The organism is Rhodococcus sp. Leaf225 (assembly GCF_001426145.1).
In the GTDB taxonomy this organism is placed as follows: Bacteria; Actinomycetota; Actinomycetes; order Mycobacteriales; family Mycobacteriaceae; genus Rhodococcoides.
Genome location: NZ_LMRN01000009.1, coordinates 651,545 through 677,629 on the forward strand (window position 1 = coordinate 651,545; position 26,085 = coordinate 677,629).

29 protein-coding genes and 4 tRNA genes are annotated in these 26,085 nt (G+C 68.7%); 23 read left to right on the plus strand and 10 right to left on the minus strand.

Going from position 1 to position 26,085, the window contains the following annotated elements; all coding sequences use genetic code 11:
• Nucleotides 1-5: 5 nt before the first annotated feature.
• Nucleotides 6-2,210 carry a glycoside hydrolase family 3 C-terminal domain-containing protein gene (locus tag ASG69_RS07520; protein WP_056441665.1) on the plus strand — a complete coding sequence of 735 codons (2,205 nt, stop codon included), beginning with the start codon at nucleotides 6-8 and terminating at the stop codon, nucleotides 2,208-2,210.
• Here the strand turns inward: ASG69_RS07520 and ASG69_RS07525 are convergent.
• Together ASG69_RS07525 and ASG69_RS07530 are read right to left on the minus strand one after the other, a co-directional pair.
• Nucleotides 2,207-3,262 (minus strand): AbrB family transcriptional regulator, encoded by a 1,056-nt coding sequence (locus ASG69_RS07525; RefSeq protein ID WP_056441668.1) that lies wholly within the window; start codon nucleotides 3,260-3,262, stop codon nucleotides 2,207-2,209. The genes ASG69_RS07520 and ASG69_RS07525 overlap by 4 nt on opposite strands.
• Complete coding sequence (locus ASG69_RS07530; protein ID WP_027504541.1) at nucleotides 3,259-3,852, minus strand: flavin reductase family protein; 594 nt, start codon at nucleotides 3,850-3,852, stop codon at nucleotides 3,259-3,261. Before ASG69_RS07530 ends, ASG69_RS07525 begins: the two co-directional genes overlap by 4 nt.
• A gap of 83 nt (nucleotides 3,853-3,935) precedes the next feature.
• On the opposite strand from ASG69_RS07530, the gene menD reads away from it, so the two are divergent.
• Nucleotides 3,936-5,546, plus strand: coding sequence for a 2-succinyl-5-enolpyruvyl-6-hydroxy-3-cyclohexene-1-carboxylic-acid synthase (menD, locus tag ASG69_RS07535; protein WP_027504542.1), 1,611 nt, complete (start codon nucleotides 3,936-3,938; stop codon nucleotides 5,544-5,546).
• Here menD and ASG69_RS07540 read toward each other — a convergent pair.
• Nucleotides 5,543-6,043 carry a DUF2505 domain-containing protein gene (locus ASG69_RS07540; protein WP_027504543.1) on the minus strand — a complete coding sequence of 167 codons (501 nt, stop codon included), beginning with the start codon at nucleotides 6,041-6,043 and terminating at the stop codon, nucleotides 5,543-5,545. The two genes, menD and ASG69_RS07540, sit on opposite strands and share 4 nt — an antisense overlap.
• Nucleotides 6,044-6,160: 117 nt before the next feature.
• Here ASG69_RS07540 and ASG69_RS07545 point away from each other — a divergent pair, with 117 nt between their 5' ends.
• The 4 genes from ASG69_RS07545 to ASG69_RS07560 all read left to right on the plus strand — a co-directional run bounded on the left by ASG69_RS07545 (nucleotide 6,161) and on the right by ASG69_RS07560 (nucleotide 9,623).
• Complete coding sequence (locus ASG69_RS07545; protein WP_056442338.1) at nucleotides 6,161-6,610, plus strand: DUF3592 domain-containing protein; 450 nt, start codon at nucleotides 6,161-6,163, stop codon at nucleotides 6,608-6,610.
• Between the two features lie 87 nt (nucleotides 6,611-6,697).
• On the plus strand, nucleotides 6,698-7,843 hold the full coding sequence (locus ASG69_RS07550; RefSeq protein WP_027504545.1) for a glycosyltransferase family 4 protein: 1,146 nt from the start codon (nucleotides 6,698-6,700) through the stop codon (nucleotides 7,841-7,843).
• A 30-nt stretch (nucleotides 7,844-7,873) separates the two neighbouring features.
• Nucleotides 7,874-8,578 (plus strand): demethylmenaquinone methyltransferase, encoded by a 705-nt coding sequence (locus tag ASG69_RS07555; RefSeq protein ID WP_027504546.1) that lies wholly within the window; start codon nucleotides 7,874-7,876, stop codon nucleotides 8,576-8,578.
• 61 nt (nucleotides 8,579-8,639) lie between these two features.
• Entirely contained in the window at nucleotides 8,640-9,623 is a 984-nt protein-coding gene (locus ASG69_RS07560) for a hypothetical protein (protein WP_056441672.1), read from the plus strand.
• A 32-nt stretch (nucleotides 9,624-9,655) separates the two neighbouring features.
• On the opposite strand, the gene ASG69_RS07565 is transcribed toward ASG69_RS07560, so the two are convergent.
• Nucleotides 9,656-10,933, minus strand: a complete 1,278-nt coding sequence (locus ASG69_RS07565) for a geranylgeranyl reductase family protein (RefSeq protein WP_056441675.1) — start codon at nucleotides 10,931-10,933, stop codon at nucleotides 9,656-9,658.
• Nucleotides 10,934-11,015: 82 nt separating this feature from the next.
• Between ASG69_RS07565 and ASG69_RS07570 the strand changes: the two genes are divergently transcribed.
• Nucleotides 11,016-12,050: a polyprenyl synthetase family protein gene (locus tag ASG69_RS07570; protein ID WP_051613090.1), complete on the plus strand. Its 1,035-nt coding sequence runs from the start codon at nucleotides 11,016-11,018 to the stop codon at nucleotides 12,048-12,050.
• A gap of 72 nt (nucleotides 12,051-12,122) precedes the next feature.
• Nucleotides 12,123-12,989, plus strand: coding sequence for a zinc metalloprotease HtpX (htpX, locus tag ASG69_RS07575; RefSeq protein ID WP_027504550.1), 867 nt, complete (start codon nucleotides 12,123-12,125; stop codon nucleotides 12,987-12,989).
• Nucleotide 12,990: 1 nt separating this feature from the next.
• Here htpX and ASG69_RS07580 read toward each other — a convergent pair whose 3' ends face one another.
• Complete coding sequence (locus ASG69_RS07580; RefSeq protein ID WP_056441678.1) at nucleotides 12,991-13,482, minus strand: YajQ family cyclic di-GMP-binding protein; 492 nt, start codon at nucleotides 13,480-13,482, stop codon at nucleotides 12,991-12,993.
• A gap of 144 nt (nucleotides 13,483-13,626) precedes the next feature.
• On the opposite strand from ASG69_RS07580, the gene ASG69_RS07585 reads away from it, so the two are divergent.
• The 11 genes from ASG69_RS07585 to rplA all read left to right on the plus strand — a co-directional run bounded on the left by ASG69_RS07585 (nucleotide 13,627) and on the right by rplA (nucleotide 18,471).
• Nucleotides 13,627-13,709: transfer RNA gene (locus ASG69_RS07585), tRNA-Tyr, on the plus strand.
• 171 nt (nucleotides 13,710-13,880) lie between these two features.
• Nucleotides 13,881-13,953 (plus strand) — tRNA-Thr (locus tag ASG69_RS07590).
• 35 nt (nucleotides 13,954-13,988) lie between these two features.
• A tRNA-Met gene (locus ASG69_RS07595) sits at nucleotides 13,989-14,061 on the plus strand.
• A 98-nt stretch (nucleotides 14,062-14,159) separates the two neighbouring features.
• Nucleotides 14,160-14,327 carry a 50S ribosomal protein L33 gene (gene rpmG / locus ASG69_RS22730; RefSeq protein WP_027504552.1) on the plus strand — a complete coding sequence of 56 codons (168 nt, stop codon included), beginning with the start codon at nucleotides 14,160-14,162 and terminating at the stop codon, nucleotides 14,325-14,327.
• A 190-nt stretch (nucleotides 14,328-14,517) separates the two neighbouring features.
• A complete protein-coding gene (gene hadA / locus ASG69_RS07605; protein WP_051613161.1) occupies nucleotides 14,518-15,072 on the plus strand; it encodes a (3R)-hydroxyacyl-ACP dehydratase subunit HadA in 555 nt (184 codons plus the stop codon).
• Nucleotides 15,062-15,490 (plus strand): (3R)-hydroxyacyl-ACP dehydratase subunit HadB, encoded by a 429-nt coding sequence (hadB, locus tag ASG69_RS07610; protein WP_027504553.1) that lies wholly within the window; start codon nucleotides 15,062-15,064, stop codon nucleotides 15,488-15,490. The genes hadA and hadB overlap by 11 nt, the downstream gene beginning before the upstream one ends.
• Nucleotides 15,491-15,622: 132 nt before the next feature.
• A tRNA-Trp gene (locus ASG69_RS07615) sits at nucleotides 15,623-15,698 on the plus strand.
• Between the two features lie 80 nt (nucleotides 15,699-15,778).
• Nucleotides 15,779-16,237: a preprotein translocase subunit SecE gene (secE, locus tag ASG69_RS07620; protein ID WP_027504554.1), complete on the plus strand. Its 459-nt coding sequence runs from the start codon at nucleotides 15,779-15,781 to the stop codon at nucleotides 16,235-16,237.
• 70 nt (nucleotides 16,238-16,307) lie between these two features.
• Nucleotides 16,308-17,153: a transcription termination/antitermination protein NusG gene (gene nusG, locus ASG69_RS07625; protein WP_056442340.1), complete on the plus strand. Its 846-nt coding sequence runs from the start codon at nucleotides 16,308-16,310 to the stop codon at nucleotides 17,151-17,153.
• A gap of 77 nt (nucleotides 17,154-17,230) precedes the next feature.
• A complete protein-coding gene (gene rplK, locus ASG69_RS07630; RefSeq protein WP_027504556.1) occupies nucleotides 17,231-17,665 on the plus strand; it encodes a 50S ribosomal protein L11 in 435 nt (144 codons plus the stop codon).
• An 86-nt stretch (nucleotides 17,666-17,751) separates the two neighbouring features.
• On the plus strand, nucleotides 17,752-18,471 hold the full coding sequence (gene rplA, locus ASG69_RS07635) for a 50S ribosomal protein L1 (RefSeq protein ID WP_027504557.1): 720 nt from the start codon (nucleotides 17,752-17,754) through the stop codon (nucleotides 18,469-18,471).
• 60 nt (nucleotides 18,472-18,531) lie between these two features.
• On the opposite strand, the gene ASG69_RS07640 is transcribed toward rplA, so the two are convergent.
• From ASG69_RS07640 to ASG69_RS07650, 3 genes are all read right to left on the minus strand, one after another.
• A complete protein-coding gene (locus tag ASG69_RS07640; RefSeq protein WP_056442342.1) occupies nucleotides 18,532-19,377 on the minus strand; it encodes an alpha/beta fold hydrolase in 846 nt (281 codons plus the stop codon).
• 123 nt (nucleotides 19,378-19,500) lie between these two features.
• The gene (locus tag ASG69_RS07645) at nucleotides 19,501-21,474 is read right to left on the minus strand and encodes a CocE/NonD family hydrolase (RefSeq protein ID WP_056441681.1); all 1,974 of its coding nucleotides are present in this window, start codon (nucleotides 21,472-21,474) and stop codon (nucleotides 19,501-19,503) included.
• Nucleotides 21,475-21,586: 112 nt separating this feature from the next.
• Entirely contained in the window at nucleotides 21,587-21,784 is a 198-nt protein-coding gene (locus tag ASG69_RS07650) for a hypothetical protein (protein WP_027504559.1), read from the minus strand.
• Between the two features lie 429 nt (nucleotides 21,785-22,213).
• Between ASG69_RS07650 and rplJ the strand changes: the two genes are divergently transcribed.
• Entirely contained in the window at nucleotides 22,214-22,768 is a 555-nt protein-coding gene (gene rplJ, locus ASG69_RS07655) for a 50S ribosomal protein L10 (RefSeq protein ID WP_027504560.1), read from the plus strand.
• A 105-nt stretch (nucleotides 22,769-22,873) separates the two neighbouring features.
• On the plus strand, nucleotides 22,874-23,260 hold the full coding sequence (gene rplL / locus ASG69_RS07660) for a 50S ribosomal protein L7/L12 (protein WP_027504561.1): 387 nt from the start codon (nucleotides 22,874-22,876) through the stop codon (nucleotides 23,258-23,260).
• A gap of 79 nt (nucleotides 23,261-23,339) precedes the next feature.
• On the opposite strand, the gene ASG69_RS07665 is transcribed toward rplL, so the two are convergent.
• Complete coding sequence (locus tag ASG69_RS07665; protein ID WP_056441684.1) at nucleotides 23,340-24,038, minus strand: hypothetical protein; 699 nt, start codon at nucleotides 24,036-24,038, stop codon at nucleotides 23,340-23,342.
• Nucleotides 24,038-24,628, minus strand: a complete 591-nt coding sequence (locus tag ASG69_RS07670) for a sigma-70 family RNA polymerase sigma factor (protein WP_235578876.1) — start codon at nucleotides 24,626-24,628, stop codon at nucleotides 24,038-24,040. The genes ASG69_RS07665 and ASG69_RS07670 overlap by 1 nt, the downstream gene beginning before the upstream one ends.
• 140 nt (nucleotides 24,629-24,768) lie before the next feature.
• Between ASG69_RS07670 and ASG69_RS07675 the strand changes: the two genes are divergently transcribed.
• Entirely contained in the window at nucleotides 24,769-25,470 is a 702-nt protein-coding gene (locus tag ASG69_RS07675) for a CHRD domain-containing protein (RefSeq protein WP_056441687.1), read from the plus strand.
• A gap of 13 nt (nucleotides 25,471-25,483) precedes the next feature.
• A complete protein-coding gene (locus tag ASG69_RS07680) occupies nucleotides 25,484-26,083 on the plus strand; it encodes a class F sortase (RefSeq protein WP_082544312.1) in 600 nt (199 codons plus the stop codon).
• The last annotated feature ends 2 nt before the right edge of the window (nucleotides 26,084-26,085 follow it).

Below are 26,085 nucleotides of genomic sequence, written 5' to 3' on the forward strand. Positions count from 1 at the left end.
GAGCCATGACTCCACGCAACGATCTCGCAGCCCTCACCAGTGGACGCAACTTCTGGAGCACCGAGCAGCAGGACGGGCTCCCGGCGATCACGCTGACCGACGGCCCGCACGGCGTGCGGATGCAGGCGAGCGACAGCGACATGTTCTCCGGACGACCCGCGACGTGCTTCCCGCCGGCCACCGCCACCGCGAGTACCTGGGATCCCGACCTGCTACGGCGGATGGGAGAGGCGCTGGCCACCGAGGCCCGGTCGATGGACGTGTCCGTCCTGCTGGGCCCCGGCATCAACATCAAGCGCAGCCCGCTCGGTGGCCGCAACTTCGAGTACTTCTCGGAGGACCCGTTGCTCACGGGCACGCTCGCCGCCGCCTACGTGCAGGGCGTGCAGAGCCGGGGCGTCGGCACCTCGCTCAAGCACTTCGCGGTCAACAGCCAGGAGACCGACCGCATGCGCGTGAGCGCCGAGGTGGACGAACGCACCCTGCGCGAGATCTACCTCCGGGCGTTCCAGCGTGTGGTGGAGCAGTCGCAGCCGTGGACCGTCATGTGCTCCTACAACCGCATCAACGGCGTCCACGCCTCGCGGAACCGGTGGCTCCTGACGGACGTGCTGCGCGGCGAGTGGGGTTTCGAGGGCGCCGTCGTGTCCGACTGGGGCGCCGTCGTGGACCGGGTCGACTCGATCGCCGCGGGCCTCGACCTGACGATGCCCGGACCCGACGCTGCCGGTGACCAGCGGGTCGCCGACGCGGCGGAGTCCGGTGCGCTCGATCCGGGCACTCTCGAGACTGCGGCGGCGCGCGTGCGCGCACTGATCGAGCGCGCGCAGGACGCGAGCGGTTCCGTGGACGTCGATCACGATGCCCACCATGCGCTGGCCCGAGAGATCGCGAGCCGGGCGATCGTCCTGCTGAAGAACGACGGTCTGCTGCCGCTCGAGCCCGGTTCCGGATCGATCGCCGTGCTCGGCGAGATCGCCCGCACCCCGCGCTACCAGGGCGGCGGTAGTTCGCAGATCACCCCGACCCGGTTGGACGACGCGCTGTCGGCGATCACCGCTGCCGCGCAGGGCGAGGTGGCGTTCGCGCCCGGGTACGACGCCGACCACGCGTCGACCGAGGAGACCGACGCCGACGACGGACTGCTGAACGAGGCCGTCGAGCTCGCTCGCACGCACGACATCGCCCTCGTCTTCGTCGGCAACGATCCCGAGACCGAGGGCATGGACCGCACCACGCTGGCGCTGCCGGAAGGCCATCTGGCCCTGGTCGAGCGAGTGCGCGCGGTGAACGAGAACACCGTGGTGGTGCTGTCGAACGGCGGCGTGGTCCTGACGTCGCCGTGGGACACCGACGTCCCCGCGATCCTCGAGACGTGGCTGCTGGGACAGGCCGGCGGCGGAGCGATCGCCGACGTGCTGTTCGGCGTCGTGAACCCGTCGGGACGGCTCGCGGAGACCGTTCCGCTCCGGCTCGAGGACCATCCGTCCTACCTGGACTTCCCCGGTGAGCACGGGGTCGTCCGCTACGGCGAGGGCATCCACGTGGGCTACCGCGGCTTCGATGCGCGCGAGACCGACGTGTCGTACCCCTTCGGGTGGGGCCTGTCCTACACGACGTTCGAGTACGGCGACGTGACCGCGACGGTGGTGGAGCACGGCATCGACGTCACGGTTCCGGTGACCAACACCGGGGACCGGGACGGCCGGGAGGTCGTGCAGATCTACGTGTCCGCGCCCGACGAGGACGCGCACCGTGTTCCGCGTGAGCTCGCGGCCTTCGAGTCGGTCGAGATCGCCGCGGGTGCGACCGAGACCGTGACTCTCACCGTCCGGCGTGCCGACCTGGCGTACTGGGACACCCGGGTGTCGTCCTGGGTCGTGGCGACGGGCGAGTACGTCGTGGCCGCGGCGGCGTCGTCGCGCGATCTCCGGAGCGTCGCGATCGTCTCCGTGACGGGCGACGACGTCCGCCTGCCGTTGACGGCCGAGTCGACCGTCACCGAGTGGCTGGACGATCCGCGCGGCGGTGACCTGCTGCGGGCGGCCATCGACGACGGCGACGGACCGTCGGTGGCACAGGCGATGATGGGCAACCCGGAGACGGCAGTCTTCCTGTCGAGCGTCCCGCTCGCCCGCATGGTGGCCTTCGGCGACGGAACCCTGACACCCGATGTCGTCGCGCGGCTCGTGCAGGACGCGAACGGCTAGCCGCGCCCGCGTGCCCGGGTGAACAGCGGGACCACCAGCAGCATCATGAACACCCGGAGCACCTGGGCCGCCACGACGAAGGTCACGTTCACGCTGCTCGCCGCCGCCAGCGCGAGCACCGCGTAGATACCGCCCGGCGTCGTGGCGAGGTAGGCCTCGTACGGGGTGATACCGGTGGTGCCCACCAGGATCAGGCCGAGCAGCGCGCAGCCCACCGCGATGGCGATGATCAGCAGTACTGCCCACGGGATGATGCGGCCGATGGACTTCAGGCTGTCGAGGGTGAACTGCAGGCCTGCCTGCCACCCGATGACGATGTAGACGAGCTGGAGCGCCAGGATCGGCACGCCGGTGTCGCCCGTCCACCCCAGCAGGTCCGCGGCACCGGAGATCAGCAGCGGTCCGAGCAGGGCGGGTGCGGGCAGGCGGATCAGTCGGCCCAGCGGGATGCCCACCAGCAGGCACACCGCGATGAAGAGCGCGTCCGTCCAGAGCGGGGCGGAGGCGGTGTCGAGTGATCCGCCCTGTCCGGTGTCCGCCGAGAAGACCACCGTGGCGACGAACGGTAGCGACGCGGTGACCAGCAGCACCCGGACGTACTGCACCACGGCGACCACCCGCTCGTCGCCGCCCAGATCACGGGCGATCGCGACCATGCCGGACGCACCCCCGGCCACGAGTGCGAGGGCGCCGGTGGTGGCGTCGAGGTCACGATGCAGTCCGAGGAGAGCGCCGGCCGCGATGGACAGCACCAGGGTGCCGAGCGAGACGACCACCACCCAGATCCAGTCGGACCCCAGCGAGGACATCGTGTCCCGATCGAGCAGGGTGCCGATCTCGACGCCGAGGATCGCCTGCGCACCCATCGACATCGGCCGGGGAACCTTGCCGGGACCTCTGTTGCACAACGCGAAGACGGTCGCGACGGCGAGCGCGACGAACAGTGCAGCCGACGGCACCCCTACGCGGTCCGCCAGCACGGCCACGACGGCCGTGACCAGCGCCAGTGCCACCCAGCGGGCAGCGCGGGACCGGTCGACGGCCGGACTCAAGGCCTGTCGGGGCGCTGGATTCGTCGCACGGCCGGGGGCATGCCCCACTCGTCGCGGCCGAGCCGGCTCAGCGGTGCGAGGGCGCCGAAGTCGGGCAACCCGTCCTCCGCGAGGAACTCCGGACGCACCGTGATCATCGTGACCGCGCCCATGACTACGAACGAGTTGCCCACCTCGACCACCTGGTGGAGCGTCGCCTCGATCGAGAGCGGGGACGCGACGACGCGCGGCGGGCGGACGGTCTCACTGGGCTCGCTCTCGAGGTCGACCGCGGTGTACTCGCTCACCGAGGCGTCGTAGTTCGCGGACGTCTGATTGATCTGCTCGAACAACGACTCGGTGGCGAGGTTGACGACGAACTCGCCCGTCTCCTCGATGTTCCGCAGGCTGTCCTTACGGCCGACCGACGTGAACTGCACCACGGCGGGTGCGCTGGAGGAGACGGAGAAGAAGCTGTACGGCGCCAGGTTCGGTACGCCGTCCGCGGAGACCGTCGACACCCACGCGATGGGTCTGGGCACCACTGACGTGGTGAGAAGCTTGTAATAGTCGCCGGCGTCCATGGTCTGCGGATCGAAGTGTGTGCGCACCGGTTCATCGTGCCAGGGCCGCGCGCGCCCTGGAGGCCGGCCGATCATTCAGGCAGGTCCGGCATCTGTGACACTCTGAAATGGTGAATCCGTCCACCTCTCAAGCCGCCGTCGTCGTCGACGAGATGATCCGCGGCGGCGTCCAGGACGTCGTGCTGTGCCCCGGATCGCGCAACGCGCCGCTCGCGTTCGCGCTCGAGGCCGCCGACCGTGCCGGTCGCGTCCGCCTGCACATGCGCATCGACGAACGCACCGCCGGCTTCCTCGCCATCGGACTGGCCGTGTCCGGCCGCCGACCCGTCCCGGTCGTGATGACGTCCGGCACCGCCGTCGCCAATCTCGGACCCGCCGTCCTCGAGGCCAACTACGCCCGCATTCCGCTGGTCGTGCTCAGCGCCAACCGCCCCTACGAGATGCTCGGCACCGGCGCCAACCAGACGGTCGAGCAACTCGGCCTGTTCGCGGGTCAGGTGCGCGCGACCATCAGCCTCGGTCTCGCCGAGGAGTCCGACCAGGTCAACAGCCAGTGGCGGTCGGCCGTGTGCCGCGTCCTGGCTGCCGCACGCGGTACGCGCTCGGGCAACGCCGGCCCGGTCCACTTCGACATGCCGCTGCGTGAGCCCCTCACGCCCGACCCGGCCGACTCCCGCCCCGCCCCGGAGGGACGTCCCGACGGCTCCCCGTGGACCACCACGCAGTACGCGACGCTCGACGTTCCGGTGGACCTGGACCTCTCGGTGGACACCGTCGTCATCTCCGGACACGGCGCCGCCTATCGGCCGGAACTCGCCGGGCTGCCGACGGTCGCCGAGCCGACCGCGCCCCTGCACGGCCACCCGCTCAACCCGCTCGCGCTCGGTGCGCTGTCGCCGCGCCAGGCCATCATCACCGGGCGTCCCACGCTGCATCGTCAGGTCTCGAAGGTGCTGGCCGACCCGGCCGTCTCCGTCATCGCTCTCACCACCGGACCCCGCTGGCCCGACGTCTCGGGCAACGTCGTGGCGACCGGAACGCGCGCGCTGGTCACCGGGACACCGTCACCCGAGTGGCTGCGTCGCTGTGCCGACGCCTCGGAGTCGGCCGATGCCGCGGTCCGCGGGCAGCTCGACTCGCTCTCGATTCCAACGGGTCTGCACGTCGCCGCCGCCGTGTCGTCGGCACGTCGGCCGGGTGATCTGCTCGTGCTCGGCGCCTCCAACCCGGTGCGCGACATGGCGCTGGTCGGCTACCCGGCGGAGGACGTCCGGGTGCTGTCCAATCGCGGTGTGGCGGGCATCGACGGCACCGTCTCCACCGCGGTGGGCGCTGCGCTGGCACACGACGGCCGCACCATCGCGTTGATGGGGGACCTGACGTTCCTGCACGACGCGTCCGGACTGCTCATCGGCACCGGGGAGCCCCGACCGCGAGACCTCACCATCGTCGTCGCGAACGACGACGGTGGCGGCATCTTCGAACTGCTCGAGCAAGGTGATCCCCAGTACGCGGGCGTCTTCGAGCGCGTGTTCGGCACTCCGCACGGCATGGACCTCGCGGCGCTGTGTGCCGCCTACCGGATCCCGCACCGGCGGGTCGATCCCGACGAGCTCGCGAAGCTGCTCACGGGTCACGCCGAGGGCACCCGGGTGCTCGAGGTGACCACCGATCGGTCCGGTCTACGCGATCTGCACGCGTCGATCCGCGCTGCCCTCTAGGCCCTGTCGGCGAGGTACTCCCGTGCCTGCTTGCTCTCGGAGTGCACCATCTTGCCGATCATCTCGGTGACCATGCCCTCGATCTTGCCGCCGACGAACGGGACCTTCACCTCGGCCGTCCCCTTCAGGGTCAGGCGCGATCCGGTGCCGTGAGGCACCAGTTCGAACGTTCCGCGCACCTTCGAGGTCAAGCCCGTCGATCCGCCTTCGAGCGTGCCGTTCGCACGGTCGCCTTCGAGCGGTCCCCAGCTGTCCTTGCGCGTGATCACCAGGTCGCCGCGAATCACCTTCCGGACGAACCCCGGCAGCACGGACGCGCCGACCCCCTCGGAGATCACCACGTCGAAGCCGCCGTCGGGCCGGTGCGAGTACTCCACGCTGGCCCGGTCGGAGACCTCCTTGGTTCGCTTGTCCCACAACGCTTCGTCCGTCAAGGCGGAGTGCGCCTGCGCCGGTGTCACGTCGAAGTCCTCGGTGTAACTGAATTTCCGCCCCATGGCGGGAGACGTTACTCGGCGTACCGCTGCCGACGTCCTGCGTGGTGCGGTCGCTAGCCTGTCCTGGTGAACCCCGTCGTCCCAAGTCCGGCCGGTGCCGAGATGTCCGGTGGCGACATGCCTGCTGTCGAGAACTCCGAGGCGGACGAGGCCCCCGTGTGGCGCCGCTCGCGCGTTCCCACCGTTCTCCTGGTGATCGCCACCGTCGTCTCGGTGCTCGCGGTCCTGTTGGTCCTCGCGGCGTGGCGCAACGACCACACCATCTCCTCGGACGAGGGCGTCGCCACGGCCGAGGTGCTGTCGGCCGGACGTCTGCGCTCGGCGGTGAGCTTCGTGACTCCCGACGGCGAGATGCACAATCCCAAGCTCGGAGTGCTGTACCCGACCAACCTCGTCGCCGGTCAGCGCATCGACGTCGAGTACTCCCGCAGCGATCCCGACCTGGTGCGGGTCGCCGGCCGCGACGCCTCGGTGGCCGTCGTGCCCGCGCTCTCCGTCATCGTCGTCACGTGGCTGATCGCCGGCCCGTCGATCCTCTACCTGCGGCGCCGCGACGCGCGCGTCTGACCCGGTACCGGAGGGTTCGCCCGGGGTTCGCCCGCTGGTCACGTCGCCCTCGCATCGCGGTCGTCGCGGCGCGGAACAGTCCACGGTGTGCGCATAGCCGTGGTCGCCGAATCGTTCCTGCCTCACGTCAACGGTGTCACCAACTCGATTCTCCGTGTGCTCGAGCATGCGGAGTCCGCAGGTCACGACGCCATGATCGTCGCGCCGGACACGCCGGCCGGGGTGCCCGCGGCACCGACCTCACACGGCTCGTTCCCGGTTCTGCGAGTGCCGTCGGTGATGGTCCCCAAGGTGAGTTCGCTGCCCGTCGGCGTGCCGAGCCCCGGTATGACCGCCGCGCTGCGCTCGTTCGCGCCCGACGTGGTGCACCTGGCATCGCCGTTCTCGCTCGGTGCCGGTGGCCTCGCGGCCGCGCGGAGGCTGGACGTCCCGGCCGTCGCCGTCTATCAGACCGATGTCGCCGGGTTCGCCGAGAGTTACGGTCTCGGGTTGACCTCGCGTGCCTGCTGGGCGTGGACCCGCCGGATCCACAAGGGCAGTGCCCGCACCCTCGCACCGTCGACGTCGGCGATGGACGCACTCGCCGCGCACGGCATCCCCCGCGTGCATCGCTGGGGTCGGGGAGTGGACACCGTGCGCTTCGCGCCGTCGTCGCGGAACGCGGAGCGTCGTGCGCAGTGGGACGCGGGCGACGCGCTGGTGGTGGGCTTCGTCGGCCGGTTGGCACCGGAGAAGCACGTGGAACGCCTCGCGGTACTCGAGCGGACACCGGGCGTGCGCGTGGTGATCGTCGGTGACGGTCCGGAGCGCGCACGGCTCGAGGCGCTCATGCCGTCCGCGGTGTTCACCGGTCAGCTGGGCGGGCAGGCCCTGTCGGAGGCCTACGCGTCCTTCGACGTGTTCGCGCACCCCGGTGAGCACGAGACGTTCTGCCAGACCGTCCAGGAGGCGCTCGCGAGCGGTGTCCCCGTGATCGGACCCGACGCCGGCGGTCCCCGCGATCTGGTGAGCCACTGCCGCAACGGGTACCTGCTGCCCGTGGATCGGTACGAGGAGTTGCTGCCGAGCGCCGTGCAGGCCCTCGCCGACCCCACCACGCGTGCGAGGTTCGCCACGTCCGCGCGCAAGTCCGTCCTGCATCGCACCTGGCCCGCGCTGTGCAGCCAGTTGATCGGCCACTACGAGGCGGTCATCGGCACCTCGGACGTCGGACGGCGGACGACGGCGGCCTAGGTGAGTGCGCGGCCCACGTACTGTTCAGGTGTGGCAGCACACGGCTCCAGAGCGCAACTGGACAAGCAACCGCACGACGTCGCGTCCATGTTCGACGGAGTCGCGAAGCGGTACGACCTGACCAACACCGTCCTGTCCTTCGGGCAGGACCGCGGCTGGCGGCGCGCGACGCGCGACGCGCTCGCGCTGAAGCCCGGGGAAGCGGTGCTCGATCTCGCGGCCGGGACCGGAGTGTCCACGGAGGAACTCGGCCGGTCCGGCGCCTGGTGCGTCGCCACCGACTTCTCCAAGGGCATGCTCCGCGCGGGCCTCTCGCGCGGCGTCCCGATGATCGCGGGCGACGCGATGCACCTGCCCTACGGCGACGACGTGTTCGACGCCGCCACCATCTCGTTCGGTCTCCGCAATGTGGCCGATCACAACGCCGGCCTCGCCGAGATCCTGCGGGTGGTCCGGCCCGGCGGACGGTTGGTGGTGTGCGAGTTCTCCACACCGGTCTTCCCGGCGTTCCGCACCGTCTACATGGAGTACCTGATGAAGGCGCTCCCGGCCGTGGCCCGCACCGTCAGCAGCAATCCCGACGCCTACGTCTACCTGGCGGAATCCATTCGCGCCTGGCCGGACCAAGCGGAGCTCGCGCGGCGCATGCAGTCCGCGGGATGGGGCCGCGTGCAGTGGCGCAATCTCACGGGCGGCATCGTCACCTTGCACAGCGCCGTGAAACCGGTGTACTGAAAGATACGGAGAACGCACCTATCGGTGTTCGTACCGTGTCCGGATACGGCATGATCTGCGCATGCCCGTACCGGATTGGCTGCCCTATGCCACCCTCGCTGCCTCGGCCGTCGCCGCCGGCGGGGCCGGTTGGGCCGTCAGCACCACGCGCATGCACCTCACCAGGGAGACGCGCCGCGCGCGCGAGCTGCGCACCATCCGCGCCGAGCTGACCCACGATTCCGGTCGCCAGGCCGTCGAGACGTCGCTGGTACGCGACCAGGTCACCGAGCGCTACCAGGAGTTGTCGGTCGCGCTGACCACCTTCCAGCGGGTCTGGATCGACGCCGTACGTCGCCGGACCGCCCCCGACGCGACCGCACTGCCACCGGGTGCCGACGACCTGCAGGCCGACGTCGACGCCGCCTATCAGGAACTGCTGCGCGTCTCGACGATCACCGTCGTCGTGGCCCGCCAGCGCGTCGCGCCGCTGCTCGAGATGCTCATGTCGCTCGATCTCCGGGTGCTGGTGCCCTACTCCACGACGGGCGCGATGCCGGGTCCGGCCGTCGAGCGGCTCAATCGTGAGCACGGGTTCCTGATCGAGATCCAGCGTCTGCTGCGCGACGCCATGCGCGCCGACCTCGGTCTGCTCGACGCCAACGACCTTGGCCTGTTGATCATGGACACCAAGCGCGTCGTCGACACCCTCTCGCCGGACCGCCGGTCGATAGGCTTCGGCGCCACCGAGCGCCGCATGGTGGAGTACCTGGCCGAGTTCGGGGTGCGGGTACTGGCGGGCGGCAACGAGCGCGACTACACGATGGAAGCGGACCGTTTCGCGTTCTACCAGGCCAAGGACCCGGCGCTCGCCGGCGCGGTCGAGGCCATCCTGGCGCTGTACGGAGCCGAACTGTCCCTCGCCGTCCACGCCGGACTCGACGAGCAGGCACGGCTCCCCGTGCTGCAACGCGTCGTGGCGTCTCTCGAGTGCGGCTTCCGCGATCGCGACGGGATACTTCTGCCGGACGGCACCACCGTGTACGCCTTCCGACCGGGGCGCTGACCGGGCCCGGCTCCTGAGGCAGCCGGGCACTCTCAGGAGAACGGTGGCCGGTCGTCCACCTTCAGTGACGTCGATCCCGCGGCCCGCCAGGCGCGCGCGACGACGTCGCGATCCTCGTCGGTGATGAGGTTGCCCATCACCCGCACGGCGACGGTCATGATCGCGCGCGACCGCATGCCGATCGGCCCCGTGGCGGGCAGGAACCGCGGCACCGTCAGCAGTCCCGCGAGGCGACGAGCGACCGAGAAGCTCTGCCCGTAGTGCTCGCGGAGCACCGCCGGCCACACCTGCGTCAGGTCTGCGCCGTCCAGGTGTTCGGCGATCAGTCGACCACCCTCGAGTCCGTAGTCGATGCCCTCACCGTTGAGCGGATTCACGCAGGCCGCCGCATCGCCGACGAGCGCCCAGTTGGGGCCCGCCACGTCCGACACCGCGCCGCCCATCGGCAGCAGGGCGGACTGCACGCGGCGCACGCCGCCGCTCAGGCCCCACTCGGACTCCCGTTGTGACGCATAGAGATTCAGGAGAGGTCGCAGCGCGCCGGCAGCCGGGCGCTTCGAGGTGGCGAGCGTCCCCACCCCCACGTTCACCTCGCCGGTGCCCTCGTCGTTCACGCCCAGCGGGAACACCCACCCGTAGCCGGCCTGCAGGGTGCCCTCCCCGTCGCGGAGCTCGAGGTGCGAGGTGATCCACTCGTCCTCACTGCGGTCACTGGTGACGTACGCCCGTGCCGCGACCCCGAAGGCGGTGTCGCGGTGCCACGTACGGCCGAGGATCTTGCCGAGCGGCGAGCGCACCCCGTCCGCCACGATCAGCGTGCGGCAGGCCACGGCGACAGGGCCGTCGGCGGTGTCGAACATCACCTCGGTGACCCGCCCGCTCACCAGCACCGCATCGACGGCCTTGGCGTTCTCCATCATCACCGCGCCGTCGTCGACGGCCACCCGGCGGATCCGGTCGTCCAACTCGGTACGCGGTACCGCGGAACCGATGTCGGGCAGGGAGCCACCCGGCCACGGCAGCGTGAGTTCCTGACCGAATCCGGTGAGGCGTAGGCCACGATTGATCGCCCGCGAGCGCACCCACTCACCGAGCCCCAGCTCGTCGAGCTCGGCCACGGCACGCGGCGTGAGTCCGTCACCGCAGGTCTTGTCGCGCGGGAACGTGGCGGCGTCCGCGAGAATCGTGTCGTGACCAGCTCGTACGGACCAGGCCGCGGCGGCGCTGCCCGCGGGTCCCGCTCCGACGACGAGAACGTCGGTCACGCGTCGAGTTCCCGGTGTCACACCCTGTGCGCGTCCATCCGTCATCGTTCCATCTTGCAGGCACGATAGGTTGGAGGCAGACGCGGCGCCGAGGCCCGGAGCCGCGCGAGGTGTTCGACGACGAGAAATGGGTGCGAGCGCGGTGACCGAGACGAGTGCGAGTGGGGCCACCGTGGTGGCGGGCGTGGATCTCGGGAATGCGGAGTTCGCAGAGATCGTGCGCGCGGCGATGGCCGAGGTCGAGAGCCTGCTCGTGACCGAGCTGTCCGACGGTGAGGACTTCCTCACCGAGGCGGCGCTGCACCTCGCCAAGGCCGGCGGCAAGCGGTTCCGCCCGCTGTTCACCATTCTCACCGGTCAGCTCGGCCCCAAGGCGTCCAGTCCGGACATCGTCACCGCGGCCACCGTGCTCGAGATGGTGCACCTCGCGACGCTGTATCACGACGACGTCATGGACGAGGCCGCCATGCGCCGCGGCGTGGAGTCCGCCAATGCGCGCTGGGGCAACAGCGTCGCCATCCTCGCGGGCGACTACCTCTTCGCACACGCGTCGCGCCTGGTCTCGACGCTGGGCCCCTCCGCCGTGCGTACGATCGCCGAGACGTTCGCCGCGCTGGTCACGGGCCAGATGCGCGAGACGATCGGCAGCAAGCCCGATCAGGATCCGGTCGATCACTACCTCACCACGGTGTGGGAGAAGACGGGTTCGCTGATCGCGACGAGCGGTCGCTTCGGCGGCACGTTCTCCGGGGGCGACGACGAGCACATCGAGCGGCTCGAGCGTCTCGGCGACGCGGTGGGCACCGCGTTCCAGATCTCCGACGACATCATCGACATCTCGTCCGCCGCGTCGGACTCCGGCAAGACGCCGGGTACCGACCTGCGCGAGGGCGTCCACACGCTGCCCGTGCTGTTCGCGCTGCGCGACGAGGGTGCGGACGGCGACCGGCTCCGCCACCTGCTGCGCGGCCCCATCACCGACGACGCGGACGTGGCCGAGGCGTTGACTCTGCTGGGTCGTTCGCCGGGCATGGCCAAGGCACGCGAGACGCTCGACACCTACGCCCAGCGGGCGCGCACCGAGCTGGACGCTCTGCCACAGGGCCCGGCCAACGACGCGCTGCGCAAGCTGGTCGAGTACACGGTCGCCCGCATCAGCTGACGGGAACTACCCGCGTCACCTCGGTCGTTGTTCGTGCAGGAAGCACTGCGGCGAGAGGATCGGCGACACACGATGAAGTTCGCGAACGGCATGAAGACGTTCGGCCTGATGGTCGGGATGTCGGCTCTCATCGTCTTCATCGGCGCTCTGTTCCAGAACTCGACCATCCTGGTGGTCGCGGTCGTCCTGGCCGTCGGCATGAACGGGTACGCCTACTTCAACAGCGACAAGCTGGCGCTGAAGTCGATGCACGCCCAGCCGATCACCGAGGTCGAGTACCCGCGCATCTTCGCTATCGTCCGCGAGCTGGCCACCGCGGCGCATCAGCCCATGCCGCGGCTCTACATCAGCCCCACCAACGCCCCCAACGCGTTCGCCACGGGACGCAACCCGCGCAACGCCGCGGTGTGTTGCACCAGCGGCATCCTGGCGCTGCTGAACGAGCGTGAGCTGCGCGCGGTCCTCGGCCACGAGCTCTCGCACGTCTACAACCGCGACATCCTCATCTCGTCCGTGGCGGGCGCCATGGCGGCCGTGGTGTCCGGACTCGCGAACTTCGCGTTCTTCGCGAACGTCTTCGGCGGGCGCGGGAACGGGCAGGGCGCCAACCCGCTGGCCCTGCTGCTGGTGTCGATGCTCGGACCGATCGCGGCGTCCCTGGTGAAGCTGGCCGTGTCGCGCTCGCGGGAGTACCAGGCGGACCAGTCGGGTGCCGAGCTCACCGGCGACCCCCTGGCGCTGGCCTCCGCGCTCCGCAAGCTGCAGAGCGGCACCCAGGCCGCCCCGCTGCCCCCCGAGCCGCGCCTCACGGCCCAGTCGCACCTGATGATCGCCAACCCGTTCCGGGCGGGTGACCGGGCGAGCAAGCTGTTCTCCACGCACCCGCCGATGGAGGAGCGCATCGCCCGCCTCGAGCGCATGGCGGGGCCCTACCGCTGAGTCAGCGGTAGTTGACGAACTGCAGGGCGATGCCGAAGTCCTCGCCCTTGAGCAGCTGCTGAACGGCCTGGAGGTCGTCACGCTTCTTGCTGCTCACCCGCAGTTCCTCGCCCTGGATCTGCGCCTTGACGCCCTTGGGGCCCTCGTCGCGGATCTTCTTCGAGATCTTCTTGGCGTTCTCGGTGGTGATGCCCTGCACCAGCGTGCCGGTGATCTTGTAGGTCTTGCCCGACTGCACGGGATCGCCGGCGTCGAAGGCCTTGAGCGAGATGTCGCGTCGGATGAGCTTCTCCTTGAAGACGTCCAGGGCGGCCTTCGCGCGTTCCTCGGCCTCGGCGGTGATGACGATGGCCTCGTCTCCGGACCACTCGATGCTCGCGCCGGTGCCGCGGAAGTCGAAGCGGGTCGACAGCTCCTTGCCGGCCTGGTTCAGAGCGTTGTCGACCTCCTGGCGGTCCACCTTGCTCACGACGTCGAACGACGAATCAGCCACTGACAACACTCCTTCGTGCGTGATCGGTACGGTGCCGACGGTAGCGTGTCCAGCCGGTTTGCCATCGAGGGGTGCGGTCGTTGTATTCTGCGTATCGCACCTGGAGCGGTCACTCGACAAGTGTCCGGCGCCATGGAGCATCCCGGCAGATTGCCCGAGCGGCCAATGGGAGCGGACTGTAAATCCGTCGGCTTATGCCTACGTAGGTTCGAATCCTACATCTGCCACACCCGACGAGACCCCGGCGAGAATCCTCGCCGGGGTCTCGTCGTCGGGGTGGGGGCAGGCGGCACGCGAAACGCCGCGTGCAACTCGTTCACCAGGCAATTTGGCGAGCGGTCTGACCCCTGTGTAATGTCTTCGAAGGCTTCGACGTGCACCTCGTGTGCGCCGATCCTGCCCCCTTAGCTCAGTCGGTAGAGCGTTTCCATGGTAAGGAAAAGGTCAACGGTTCGATTCCGTTAGGGGGCTCGCGGGACCGAGCGCCGGCCGGCGTCCGGCACCGAGGCGGTGTAGCTCAGTCGGTAGAGCAAACGACTCATAATCGTTGTGTCGCCGGTTCAAGTCCGGCCATCGCTACTCGACAGAGGACTCCGCCGCTGCTGCGCGCAGTGGGGTCCGGTATTCATGACCGACGCAGCACCCGTATCGCGCTCTACCCGAAAGCAGGCATCGACGTGGCCTCCTCCACTGACGTTCGGCCCAAGATCACCTTGGCGTGCGAGGTGTGCAAGCACCGTAACTACATCACCAAGAAGAATCGCCGCAACGATCCCGATCGCCTCGAGATCAAGAAGTTCTGCCCGAACTGCGGAACTCATCGCGCGCACCGCGAATCTCGCTGATCATTCGCACAGCAGCGCTGCCCCGGCACAGTCGCCGTGGCAGCGCTGACGTGTGTCCAGGTGCCGGTGACCCAGTCGGCTCGGCGCCGTCCGTCTCGAACTCGCCCGACAGAGCCGTCCGGACTGTCTCTCGTCCCACGCTCGGGTGTCCCGTGGTGAGTTCCACATCATTCTCGGGGGAGTCGACGACGTGACAGTCACCGCAACCGCAACCGACCGGGGCGACACGCCTGCCGTCGACCCGGCGGTGCACACCGCCAGCATGGTCGGGCACCACTACCGCATGCCCGACTTCTACGAGATCGGGCGCGAGAAGGTGCGCGAGTACTCACGGGCCGTGCAGAACGATCATCCCGCGCACTCCTCGGAGGACGCCGCGGCCGAGCTCGGGTACGAGCATCTCGTCGCACCGGCCACCTTCATCTCGGTCGTCGGCATCATCGCGCAGAAGGCCATGTTCGACGAGGTCATCACCGGGTACGACCTGTCGCAGATCATGCAGGCGGATCAGCGTCTCGAGTTCCACCGTCCGATCGTGGCGGGGGACCGCCTGACCGTCGACGTGAGCCTGGAGTCCTTCCGCCAGATGGGTGGAAGCGACATCATCATCACGAAGAACATGGTCACGGACGAGGCCGGCGAGGACGTCATGACGTCCTGGACGACACTCGTGGCGAAGACCGGCGGCGGTTCCGATCAGGACGCGCTGGAGATGGCGAAAGGTGTCATGAAACATGACTCGTAAGCAGTTCGACCAGGTCACCGTCGGCGACGACCTTCCCGAGCGCACCTACGAGCTCACCCGCGGTGACCTCGTGAACTACTCGGGCGTCTCCGGCGACCCGAACCCGATCCACTGGAGTGATCCGGTCGCGCGCACGCTCGCCGGACTCTCGGACGTCGTCGCTCACGGCATGCTCACCATGGGACTCGGCGCCGGTTTCGTCACCGACTGGTCGGGTGATCCGGGCGCCATCACCGAGTACAACGTGCGCTTCACCAGCCCCGTGCTGGTCAAGGAGACCGAGCCGGCCAAGGTCGACTTCACGGGTCGCATCAAGTCGGTCGACGCGGACACCCGCAAGGCCGTCGTCGCCATCACCGCGAAATACGAGGGCAAGAAGATCTTCGGTCGCGCCGTCGCGACCGTCCAGCTCGCGTGATCCGGCTCTCCGATCGCCGACTCGAGTCAGCGATTTCGGGGGCGTCCGTGAGTGCAGTACACTGAGATCTCCGGGGTCGTACAGCGCTGTGCGCTGTCCGTCGCCGGTACGACCGGATCTCGATCCGGCCGAAGGGGCGTAGCTCAATTGGTAGAGCAACGGTCTCCAAAACCGTAGGTTGCAGGTTCAAGTCCTGTCGCCCCTGCCACGTTCGAAAGCGGTGCTTCGGACAGTGGTCATGCAGAGCATTCGAGTGCAGACACCCTGCCGACGACCGAGAGGAACGACGTGAGCGATCAGCGCGGCGCGCGCGACAGCAGCTCCGACGGTTCCGAGGATCTCGGTGCGGACGATGCTGTCGTCGCCGACGATGCTGCTGCCGCCCACGATGCCGCCGGGTCGAGCCGGCCCTCCGGCAAGCGCGCAGCCCGCCGGACCCGGTCCGCGGACGATGCTCCGTCGCTGATCAAGGATGGTGCCAAGACCACCGCCGGCAAGTCCGTCGCCACTGCCTCTCGTGTCGAGGGCCGCACCCGCGCCGAAGCGACGCCGAAGATGAACATCTTCAAGCGGCTCCGCAAGTTTCTGCGCGAGGTCGTCGCCGAGCTCCGCAAGGTCATCTGGCCCAACCGCAAGCAGATGGTCACCTACACCGCTGTGGTGTTGGTGTTCGTGACGTTCATGGTGGCCTACATCAGTGGGCTGGACCTGGCGTTCATCAGGGGAGTGCAGTGGCTGTTCGGCTGACGCCGGACACACAGGTCCGCACGACCACCCCGAGTACGACCGGAACGATTACAGGAAGCGAGTGCCTTTCGTGAGCACGCCCCATAACGACGCCACCGAAGTGGCCGCCTACGACGCTCAGGTCGAGGCGACCAAGCAGGGCCTCGAAGCGGAGCAGGCCGCACAGGACCGCGAGACCGACGAGGCCATCGCGGCCGACGTCGCTGCCGCCACCGGTGACACCGACGAGTCGGAGACCGTCGACGCCGATGCGGACGCCGTCGTCGCCGACGACGCTCCCATCGACGCGGAGCCGGTCGACCCCGTCGCCGAGATGAAGGCTGCGCTGCGGCGCGCCCCCGGCGACTGGTACGTCATCCACTCGTACGCCGGATACGAGAACAAGGTGAAGACCAACCTCGAGACCCGCGTCCAGAACCTCGACGTCGGTGACTACATCTTCCAGGTGGAAGTTCCCACCGAGGAGGTCACCGAGATCAAGAACGGCCAGCGCAAGCAGGTCAACCGCAAGGTGCTGCCGGGCTACATACTGGTGCGCATGGAACTGAACGACGAGTCCTGGGGTGCTGTCCGCAACACTCCCGGTGTCACCGGCTTCGTCGGCGCCACGTCGCGCCCGTCCCCGTTGACCATCAACGAGGTCGTCAAGTTCCTCATGCCGCAGGAGGACAAGAAGAAGGCCACCGCGGGCGCCACCACCGGTGCCGAGGGTGCGGGCGAGACGTCGTCGAAGCCGACCATCGAGGTCGACTTCGAGGTCGGCGAGTCCGTCACCGTCATGGACGGCCCCTTCGCCACGCTTCCCGCCAGCATCAGCGAGGTCAACGCCGAGCAGCAGAAGCTCAAGGTGCTGGTGTCCATCTTCGGCCGCGAGACTCCGGTCGAGCTGGGCTTCACCCAGGTCGCGAAGATCTAGGGCGCTCAGAACCCCCCACAACTTGCAGGCAGTACCGCAAGACATCCGAGAACCACGCAACAACCTAGGAATCACAGATGCCCCCCAAGAAGAAGAAGCTAGCCGGGATCATCAAGCTTCAGATCCAGGCCGGTCAGGCCAACCCGGCACCGCCCGTGGGCCCCGCCCTCGGTCAGCACGGCGTCAACATCATGGAGTTCTGCAAGGCGTACAACGCCGCGACCGAGTCGCAGCGTGGCAACGTCGTGCCGGTGGAGATCTCGGTCTACGAGGACCGGACCTTCGACTTCAAGCTGAAGACCCCGCCTGCCGCCAAGCTGCTGCTCAAGGCAGCCGGCGTCGCCAAGGGTTCGGGCGAGCCGCACAAGACCAAGGTCGCCACGGTGACCATGGACCAGGTGCGCGAGATCGCCAAGACCAAGGCCGAGGATCTGAACGCCAACGACATCGACCAGGCCGCGAAGATCATCGCCGGCACTGCTCGCTCGATGGGTATCACGGTCGAAGGCTGAGCCACCGGCTCACCAGCTCCACAGCATCACGTGGGAGAGCCGGCCAGGCTCGTCAACCACGCTCCGAACAACGAACGGACATCATCATGGCAAAGCGCAGCAAGGCCTACGAGGCCGCAGCAGCGAAGATCGATCAGGACCAGCTCTACTCGCCGCTCTCGGCGGCGAAGCTGGCCAAGGACACCGCGTCGAGCAAGTTCGATCCGACCGTCGAGGTCGCGATGCGTCTCGGCGTCGATCCCCGCAAGGCGGACCAGATGGTGCGCGGCACCGTCAACCTGCCCCACGGCACCGGTAAGACCGCCCGCGTCATCGTCTTCGCCGCAGGCGCGAAGGCCGACGAGGCCGTCGCCGCCGGTGCGGACGAGGTCGGCGCAGAGGACCTGATCGAGCGGATCCAGGGCGGATGGCTGGAGTTCGACGCAGCGATCGCCACCCCTGACCAGATGGCCAAGGTCGGCCGCATCGCCCGCGTTCTCGGACCGCGTGGCCTGATGCCGAACCCGAAGACGGGCACGGTCACCAACGACGTGACCAAGGCCGTCGGCGACATCAAGGGCGGCAAGATCAACTTCCGCGTCGACAAGCAGGCCAACCTGCACTTCGTCATCGGCAAGGCGTCGTTCGACGACGCCAAGCTGGTGGAGAACTACGGCGCAGCCCTGGACGAGATCCTGCGTGCGAAGCCGTCGTCGGCCAAGGGCCGTTACGTCAAGAAGATCACGGTCTCGACCACCACCGGACCGGGCATCCCGGTGGACCCGAACCGTACTCGGAACCTCCTCGAGGACGACGCGACCGCCTGAGTCACTCGCAGCACCGAAGAAGGCCGGCACCCCGTGGGGGTGCCGGCCTTCGTCGCGTTCTCAGGCCTTGGCGACGTTCGTGAGAATCGTGTCGACCACGCGGTTCACCAGGGCGTTCGGGATGTCGTGCGCCATGCCGTCGACGAGCACCAGCTCGGATCCGGCCACGTGGCGCGCGATGGCCTTCCCGCCGGCGGGACGCACGAGGGGATCCGCCGTGCCGTGGATGACGACCGTCGGCGCCGTGATCCGCTTCGTGTACTTCGCGAGGCTCCCGGTTCCGGTGATCGCCGCGAGCTGGCGGACGATGCCGGCCGGGTAGTAGCCGCGGTCGTACGCCTCGGTCGCGTCGGCGACACGTTCGTCCCGCGTGGTGGGGAACTGCTTGCTGCCGATCGTCTGGAACGTCGTCGCCTGGTGTTCGATGATCTGCTCGCGCGTCGCGTTCTTGGGCGGCGGCTTGAGCAGCGGCGCGAGCGCGCGGACATCCGGCGGCGGCAGGAACGCCTCGTTGGTGCTGGAGAAGAGGATGGAGACCGATCGGATGCGCTCCGGGTGCGACCCCGCGACCACCTGCGTGATCATGCCGCCCATCGAGGCGCCGACGATGTGGGCCGACTCGATGCCCAGGTGGTCGAGCAGGCCGATGGTGTCCTCGGCCATGTCCACCACCGTGTACGGAACCGAGCTCGACTGCCCGAGTTCGTGGCGGACCAGTCGCAGCAGGATGTTCCCCGTGACGCGCTGCCCGTCGAGCTTGCCCGAGAGTCCGATGTCTCGGTTGTCGAAGCGGATCACGCGGTAGCCGGCGTCGATCAGCTTGCGGCAGAAGGGCATCGACCACGTGAGCAGCTGGCAGCCCAGTCCCATGACGAGCAGGATCGGCGGGTTCTCGATGTCGCCCATGTCCTCGTAGGCGATGTCGACCGCGCCGACCGACGCGGTGCCGGTACGGACCTCGACCTCGGTCTCGGAACGGCCGGTCTCGGAACGGCCGGTCTCGGGTGTGCCTGTCATACGTGGATCTCCTTACCAGCCGGGCTCACCGAGCAGCGGCAACGTGATGAAACTGGGGTCCGTCGGGTCGAGGTCGACGTCCTGCGCTCGCCATCGGGTGCGGAGGCGATCGGGCAGGATCGGCACGAATCGAGGCGCGTCGGCCGCGAAGATGTCGAGTCGCAGGCGGTGTCCGGGGTGCAGGACCGCCTCGGTCGAGAGTAGTTCGATGTCGAGGACGATCGGTTCGCCGGGGACCACGGGGAGCAGTGACTCGCGCGTGAGCGGGTGGTGGGCCACCAGGTAGTCACCCGACTCGGTGCGGATGCTCTCCTCGTCGTCGATCGCGCGGCGCGACGCCAGCAGCGCACCGTTGGTGAGCACGGTGGGAGTGCCGTCTGGAGCGACGTCGCACAGCATCACGGCCCACATCGACTCGCGGGCGCGCGCGACGGTGCGGACGTGGACGTTGGCGGGGCCCGAGTAGACGACGGTGGTCATGACGGGAGGCGTCGTGAACGTGAGCGCGTCACCCTCCGCGAAGCGGTTGTCGTAGGTGAAGCCGCCGCCGAGAACGGCCGGAACACCGGCCAGCACCTGCGTGGTGTCGCGGGAGACGACGGTGCGGAACCCGGGCTTCACCGTCAGACGGGCCGTGTCGGTCGGCGCCTCGAAGTGCAGGGACCCGTCGTGCCGACTGTGCGACGCGGTACCGGACGAGTCGGCGCTCAGGTAGAGGCGCCGAGCCACGGCGGCGGGCGCGGGGAATCGGCCGTGCGCTTCCCACCCGCCGCCCTGCTGACGCAGCGTGACCGGTCCGTAGCGGTCGATACCGTTGTCGATGCCGCGCAGCCACTTGTCGAACCAGGCGCGTTCGAGCACGTCGAGTCGCGGCGGGAACCCGGGTTCACCGAAGCCGATCCCGGGGTTGCCGTGGTACCCGTCGCCCACCAGAAGTTGCTTGCGCCCGCGTTCGACGGTGAGTCGGTTGTACATGTCGGGTGCCGCGCCGCCGAAGATGTCGTGCCAGCAGCCGTAGAGGAACGTGGGGACCGCGATGTCCTCGATGGTGGGATCGATGGTGTCGAAGGACGGGTCGTCGTAGATGCGCGGGTCCGAACCGGTGAGGAACCCGTTCACCAGATTGCTGATGTTCGTGGCGGGGGACCGTACGCGATCCGCGAGCCAGCCGACTCCGCCGCGTCGCAGGATCTGTACTGCCGGAACCCATTTGAGGGTGTTCACGGCGGTGAGCCACAGGGGGATGAAGAGCGACGGTGCGCCGCCGGTGGCGAAGATCTCGCGGACGATGTCCTCGGATCCCTCGACGGCGAACACGGCGTCCGGTCCCGCGCTGCCCGCGGCGGCGGCCTGCAGGGAGTTGATGGCGGAGTAGGAGATGCCGGCCATGCCGACGCGCCCGTCGCACCACGGCGACGCCCGGATCCACTCGAGGATCTCCAGGGTGTCGAGTTGTTCACGCGGGCCGAGGGTGTCCCACACGCCGGACGAGGAACCGGTGCCGCGCGCGTCGATGATGACCTGCACGTAGCCGCTACGGACGAGATGGCGGTTCACGGTGAGCAGATCCGCCGCACCGCCCGCGACGACGCGGGTGATCTCGGAGATGCCGTCGAACGGGGTTCCCGAGAGGTCGACGGAGCGGGACACGCGACGCAGCGTCGGCCCGAGCACGGGTGCTGCGAGGAGTGCGTCGATCGAGTCGAGCAGGACCGAGTTGTACGGGGTGATGTTCAGGACGACGGGGAAGCGAGAGGAGACGGATCGTCCACTCGCGTCAGCAGGGGACACGACGATGGCGCGGAGAACGGCTCCGTCCGTCATCGTGACGGCGGCGCCGCGGTCGATGTGCACACGGGGGAAATCGGGAGCGGACTCCACGAGTTCTGCCCATGCTCGGCCGTCGGCGCCGCCGGTGGGATCACGGTGGAAGGGCGAGACGACGTGCTCGGGTTGCACCAGTGCATGGGCCGATGTCGTCGTCATGAACGTCGAGTCAACCTCATTGCTGTGACACGCGGTACACAACACGCCATTCCCGGCCCTTCGACAACGACGAGGGCACGTCGTCGTTCGATGTCACCAGGTGAGTGCGCTGCTACTTGCCGCCCTCGGGGGTTCCCTCGCTGTCGCTGAAGAAGGCCCACTCGCCGTCGTGCTCCACTTCGAGACGCCAGCCGAGCTCGGCGTCGTCGGACTTGCTCTCCTTGAACCAGGTGTGGGCGTCGGTGGAGTTGGGGATCTCCTTGGTGGCGACGACGGATCCGGTGGGGTCGAGTACGCGATAATTGGCCATGAGCACCGTGTTCCCTCGGGAGAGCACCTCTCAAACCGAGGGGGCTCCGCCCCCGTGCGCCCTTTGCGTACCCGGGGATGCGCACAAGGCGCACAGGGGCGTAGCCCTTTTGGTGTCTCCGGCGGCCCCGGGGTACTCTTCTCTCCGGACACCGTGCGGTCGTGATCTGCGATCGTGCGATGTTCACCTGATCTGTTCCACCCAAGACCGTTGGTCATCGTGGTCTCCGAAGAGGTTCGCCTCGTCGGAGATGGCGATTGAAGGTCCGGCCGAGCCGGCGACCCACGCAGGAGGACGAGGACCAGGGATACGTGTTGCTGACTCTCTCCGAGTCGCGCCGCCCGCATTCCGACGCCCCGTGTGCCCTGCACCGGGGCGTTTCTGCTTGTTCGGGCCGGGCCGACTCGACGCAACGAGAGGAGGCGAAGTATGGCAAAGGCTGAGAAGGTATCCGCGGTCGCGGAGATCTCCGAGCAGTTCAAGGGCGCCACGGCGGCCGTCGTCACGGAATACCGTGGCTTGTCGGTCACCCGTCTGACGGAGCTCCGTCGGGCCCTCGGTACCGGAGCTACGTACTCCGTCGCCAAGAACACCCTGGTCAAGCGTGCCGCAGCTGATGCGGGCATCGAAGGCCTCGACGACTTGTTCGTCGGTCCGACCGCCATCGCATTCATCGATGGTGAGCCGGTCGACGCTGCCAAGGCGATCAAGCAGTTCGCCAAGGACAACAAGGCGCTCGTCATCAAGGGCGGCTACATGGACGGCCGCGCGCTGTCCGTGGACGAGGTCAACAGGATCGCGGATCTCGAATCCCGCGAGGTCCTGCTGGCCAAGCTCGCCGGCGCGATGAAGGGCAACCTGGCAAAGGCCGCAGGCCTGTTCAACGCTCCCGCCTCGCAGGTCGCGCGTCTCGCGGCTGCGCTGCAGGAGAAGAAGGCTGCAGAAGAGGGCGCCTCGGCGCCGGAAGCCGCAGCTGCCGACTAGCTGATCCGCAAGGACTGCACACCACCCCGTGCGGCCGGCCTCCGGCCTGCACGCAATCTCCTGTCCCCGGATCGGCGACAAGGACTTACAGAGAGGACCGCCACCATGGCGAAGCTCAGCACCGAAGAATTGCTCGACCAGTTCAAGGAGCTCACCCTCCTCGAGCTCTCCGAGTTCGTGAAGGCATTCGAGGAGACCTTCGAGGTCACCGCAGCTGCCCCCGTCGCCGTTGCTGCCGCAGGCGGAGCAGCTGCTCCCGCCGAGGCCGCTGAGGAGCAGGACGAGTTCGACGTCGTCCTCGAGGGCGCCGGCGACAAGAAGATCCAGGTCATCAAGGTCGTCCGTGAGGTCGTCTCCGGCCTGGGCCTGAAGGAAGCCAAGGACCTCGTCGAGAGCGCTCCGAAGGCCATCCTGGAGAAGGTGGACAAGGCTTCGGCCGACGCCGCCAAGGAGAAGCTCGAAGCTGCCGGCGCGAAGATCTCCATCAAGTGATCTAGCCCCACAGCGCAGAAGCGGCCGTACCCCTCGGGGTACGGCCGCTTTTTCTCGTGTCTGGCGACGGTGCGCGGAGTCAGCCCACGGTGGGCAGTGCGGCGCGGGCGAGAAGGTCTCCACCCGCAGCCCGGATCTCGATCTCCGCGACGTCGGGACGCAGCACCGCCGCGTTCATGCGGCAGTCGATGGTCACGGCGGAGCCGAGGAAGCTGCCCGACGATCGCTCCGCTCCGGCCCGATCCACCAACACCACCTCGAACGCTTCGTCGACCGGGACACCCTGCATGTCCAGGACCGTCTCGGTGCCCCACGTGTGAGCAACCAGGCCGCCGTCGACAGTGACGCCGGGACTCGACGCGGTGAAGTCGATCGCCTCGAACGCGCCCAGCTCGCCCGGTGGTCCCTCGACCTCGGGGGCCGCGATCGTGCTGTCGGCGGGCGTCTCGCCACCCCCGGTGCCGACCGTCTGCACACCGAGCACCGCCGCGACGCCCACCGCGATTCCGGCGACAGCTGCAGCGGCCGGGACGAGGCGACCGGGCGCAGACGGTCTGACGATGCGTCGTCGGAGCAGGTCACCGGGTTGCGCATCGACCCAGGTCAGTCCCGCTGCCGACCCCAGCGACGCGACCGTCTCGCGCATCTCACGGATCTCGTCGGCGACCGAGGTGTCCTCGGCCTCCAGAATGCGAAGCTCGCGCCGCTCGGCGTCGGTCAGGTCGCCGGCCACCGCAGCCGCGATCAACTCCTCTCGTCGCGGATGTCCCGGAGTCATCAGGTCTCCTGACCGTCGAAGTGAACGCGCAGGGCGCGCAGTGCGTAGTACGCGCGGGTGCGCAGGGTGCCGATCGCGACGCCGGTGCCGGCCGACAGCTCCGCGTAGGACAGGCCGGTCAGGTGGATGGCCACCACCACCTGTCGATGTTCGGAGGACAGGGTGGCCAGACCCTCCACCACCCGCATCCGGGTCAGGACGTGATCGCTTCGATCGGGTTCCACGGCGTCGCCTTCCGCGACGGGGGAGGACGCGACCAGCGGAGTACGGCCTCGCGACCGCTGAGCATCCGCGACGACGTTGCGTGCGATGGCGAAGAGCCAGGTCCGAGTTCCACCCCGGGACTCGTCGAACCTGTCCCGCGCTCGCCACGCACGTACGAAGGTCTCCTGCACGCAGTCCTCGGCGGCGACACGATCGTGCAACACATTCACGGCGAAACCCAGCAGCGACGACGCGTGGGCGTCGTAGGCGGCCGTGAGATCGAACGTCCCGCTCTCGCGCGACCGGAAGATCGCCAGCGTCTGCCCCCTCGATGTCGGGGGAGGGGTGTACCCCGCCGGTGCCCGTGCAGGACGAACCCTACTCACCGTCGACGCCGCTCCGACCTCCATGGTGGGTGTACGTCGAGAAGTGCGACGACGTTCGACCGTGGTGAACGTTTCGGTCATTCCGGACGTATCCCCTCTCGAAGGACGTCCGCGCATCCCGATCGGAAGGTACGACCACCATGACGACACGCACTGCACGAGGAACGATCATCGTTGCGGGAGGCGCTGCGGCGTTCCTCGCGCTCACCGCTGCTCCCGCGGCAGCAGAGACGCCGGTCGGCGAACCGTCGTCGTTCACCAGTGCCTTCACGGCCATGGCGACTCCGGACCAGGTCCTGAACGCGGACGGCGTCGCGACGCCGGGTGAGCCCGGCGCGACCGGAACGTTCACGTTCCGCATCAACTCGGACGAGAACATCATCTGCTACGACATCACCCTCGAGGGCGTCACCGGCGACTACATGTCGCCGGCGAAGACGGCGACGCACATTCATCAGGCAGCAGTGGGTGCCGCGGGCCCGCCGCGCATCGCGTTCCCGAACCCGTCGCCGGTCGGCGACGGACCTCGCACCAGCAGCGGCTGCCTGCAGGGGCCGTTCACGACCGGCGTGATGGCGAACGGTGCCGACACCGGAACGAACTTCGACCTCGCGGCCATCGAGGCGAACGCCGCCGGGTTCGCCGCGGACAGTCACACCACCGCCTTCGCCGCCGGCGCGGTGCGCGGACAGCTGACCCCGATTCCCGTCGGCGGTGTGGAGACGGGCGCCGGTGGATCCGTCACCGACAGTTCGACCGCGACCGTCGCGGGTGCCGGTGCCGCCGTTCTGGGCGTGGCGGCCCTCGTCGGGCTGGGCGTCGCCCGTCGGCGGAGCTCCTGATCGACCGACGCGGATGAGATGGTCGACGCGCGCGAGTGCGTTCCTCCTGGTGGGGCTGGTGGTCGCCTGCGCGCGACCACCGGCCGTACCGCCCACCGAGACAGCGGTGTCCGTCACGTCTCCTGCTGCCGCGACCGTGTCCGAGACGGGGGCTCTCGTCCCGGCGCGGGTGTCGGCCCCCGCGATGGGTCTGGACGAACCGTTGATCGAGCTGGGTCTGAACCCGGACAACACCATGGCGGTTCCCGAGGACCACGACGACGTCGGATGGTTCACCGGCGGCGGTCGCCCCGGGCGTCCCGGCGCGGCCGATCAGGTCGGACCCACGGTGCTGGCCGGTCACGTCGACTCGACCACGGGTCCCTCCGTGTTCTTCCGACTCCGCGACCTCGTGGTGGGAGACGACGTCACGGTCACCACGACAGAGGGCATCGAGGCCAGGTACCGGGTGACGGACATCGGCGACTACGCGAAATCCGAGTTCCCGACGGCGCGCGTGTTCGGCGCCGTCCCGCGCGACGAGATCCGACTGATCACGTGTGCCGGAGTGTTCGACGACGACGCGGGGTCCTACGAGAACAACCTCGTCGTCTTCGGTACCCGCGTGGGGTGATG

Bases quoted from the DNA above. Each gene is read 5' to 3' on its own strand.
- ASG69_RS07520 (WP_056441665.1), top strand. From the start codon at position 6: ATGACTCCACGCAACGATCTCGCAGCCCTCACCAGTGGACGCAACTTC.
- ASG69_RS07540 (WP_027504543.1), bottom strand. From the start codon at position 6,043: ATGGGGCGGAAATTCAGTTACACCGAGGACTTCGACGTGACACCGGCG.
- ASG69_RS07545 (WP_056442338.1), top strand. From the start codon at position 6,161: ATGCCTGCTGTCGAGAACTCCGAGGCGGACGAGGCCCCCGTGTGGCGC.
- ASG69_RS07560 (WP_056441672.1), top strand. From the start codon at position 8,640: ATGCCCGTACCGGATTGGCTGCCCTATGCCACCCTCGCTGCCTCGGCC.
- ASG69_RS07565 (WP_056441675.1), bottom strand. From the start codon at position 10,933: ATGACGGATGGACGCGCACAGGGTGTGACACCGGGAACTCGACGCGTG.
- ASG69_RS07570 (WP_051613090.1), top strand. From the start codon at position 11,016: ATGGGTGCGAGCGCGGTGACCGAGACGAGTGCGAGTGGGGCCACCGTG.
- htpX (WP_027504550.1), top strand. From the start codon at position 12,123: ATGAAGTTCGCGAACGGCATGAAGACGTTCGGCCTGATGGTCGGGATG.
- hadB (WP_027504553.1), top strand. From the start codon at position 15,062: ATGACTCGTAAGCAGTTCGACCAGGTCACCGTCGGCGACGACCTTCCC.
- rplK (WP_027504556.1), top strand. From the start codon at position 17,231: ATGCCCCCCAAGAAGAAGAAGCTAGCCGGGATCATCAAGCTTCAGATC.
- rplA (WP_027504557.1), top strand. From the start codon at position 17,752: ATGGCAAAGCGCAGCAAGGCCTACGAGGCCGCAGCAGCGAAGATCGAT.
- ASG69_RS07640 (WP_056442342.1), bottom strand. From the start codon at position 19,377: ATGGGCGACATCGAGAACCCGCCGATCCTGCTCGTCATGGGACTGGGC.
- ASG69_RS07645 (WP_056441681.1), bottom strand. From the start codon at position 21,474: ATGACGACGACATCGGCCCATGCACTGGTGCAACCCGAGCACGTCGTC.
- ASG69_RS07650 (WP_027504559.1), bottom strand. From the start codon at position 21,784: ATGGCCAATTATCGCGTACTCGACCCCACCGGATCCGTCGTCGCCACC.
- rplJ (WP_027504560.1), top strand. From the start codon at position 22,214: ATGGCAAAGGCTGAGAAGGTATCCGCGGTCGCGGAGATCTCCGAGCAG.
- rplL (WP_027504561.1), top strand. From the start codon at position 22,874: ATGGCGAAGCTCAGCACCGAAGAATTGCTCGACCAGTTCAAGGAGCTC.
- ASG69_RS07665 (WP_056441684.1), bottom strand. From the start codon at position 24,038: ATGACTCCGGGACATCCGCGACGAGAGGAGTTGATCGCGGCTGCGGTG.
- ASG69_RS07675 (WP_056441687.1), top strand. From the start codon at position 24,769: ATGACGACACGCACTGCACGAGGAACGATCATCGTTGCGGGAGGCGCT.
- ASG69_RS07680 (WP_082544312.1), top strand. From the start codon at position 25,484: ATGAGATGGTCGACGCGCGCGAGTGCGTTCCTCCTGGTGGGGCTGGTG.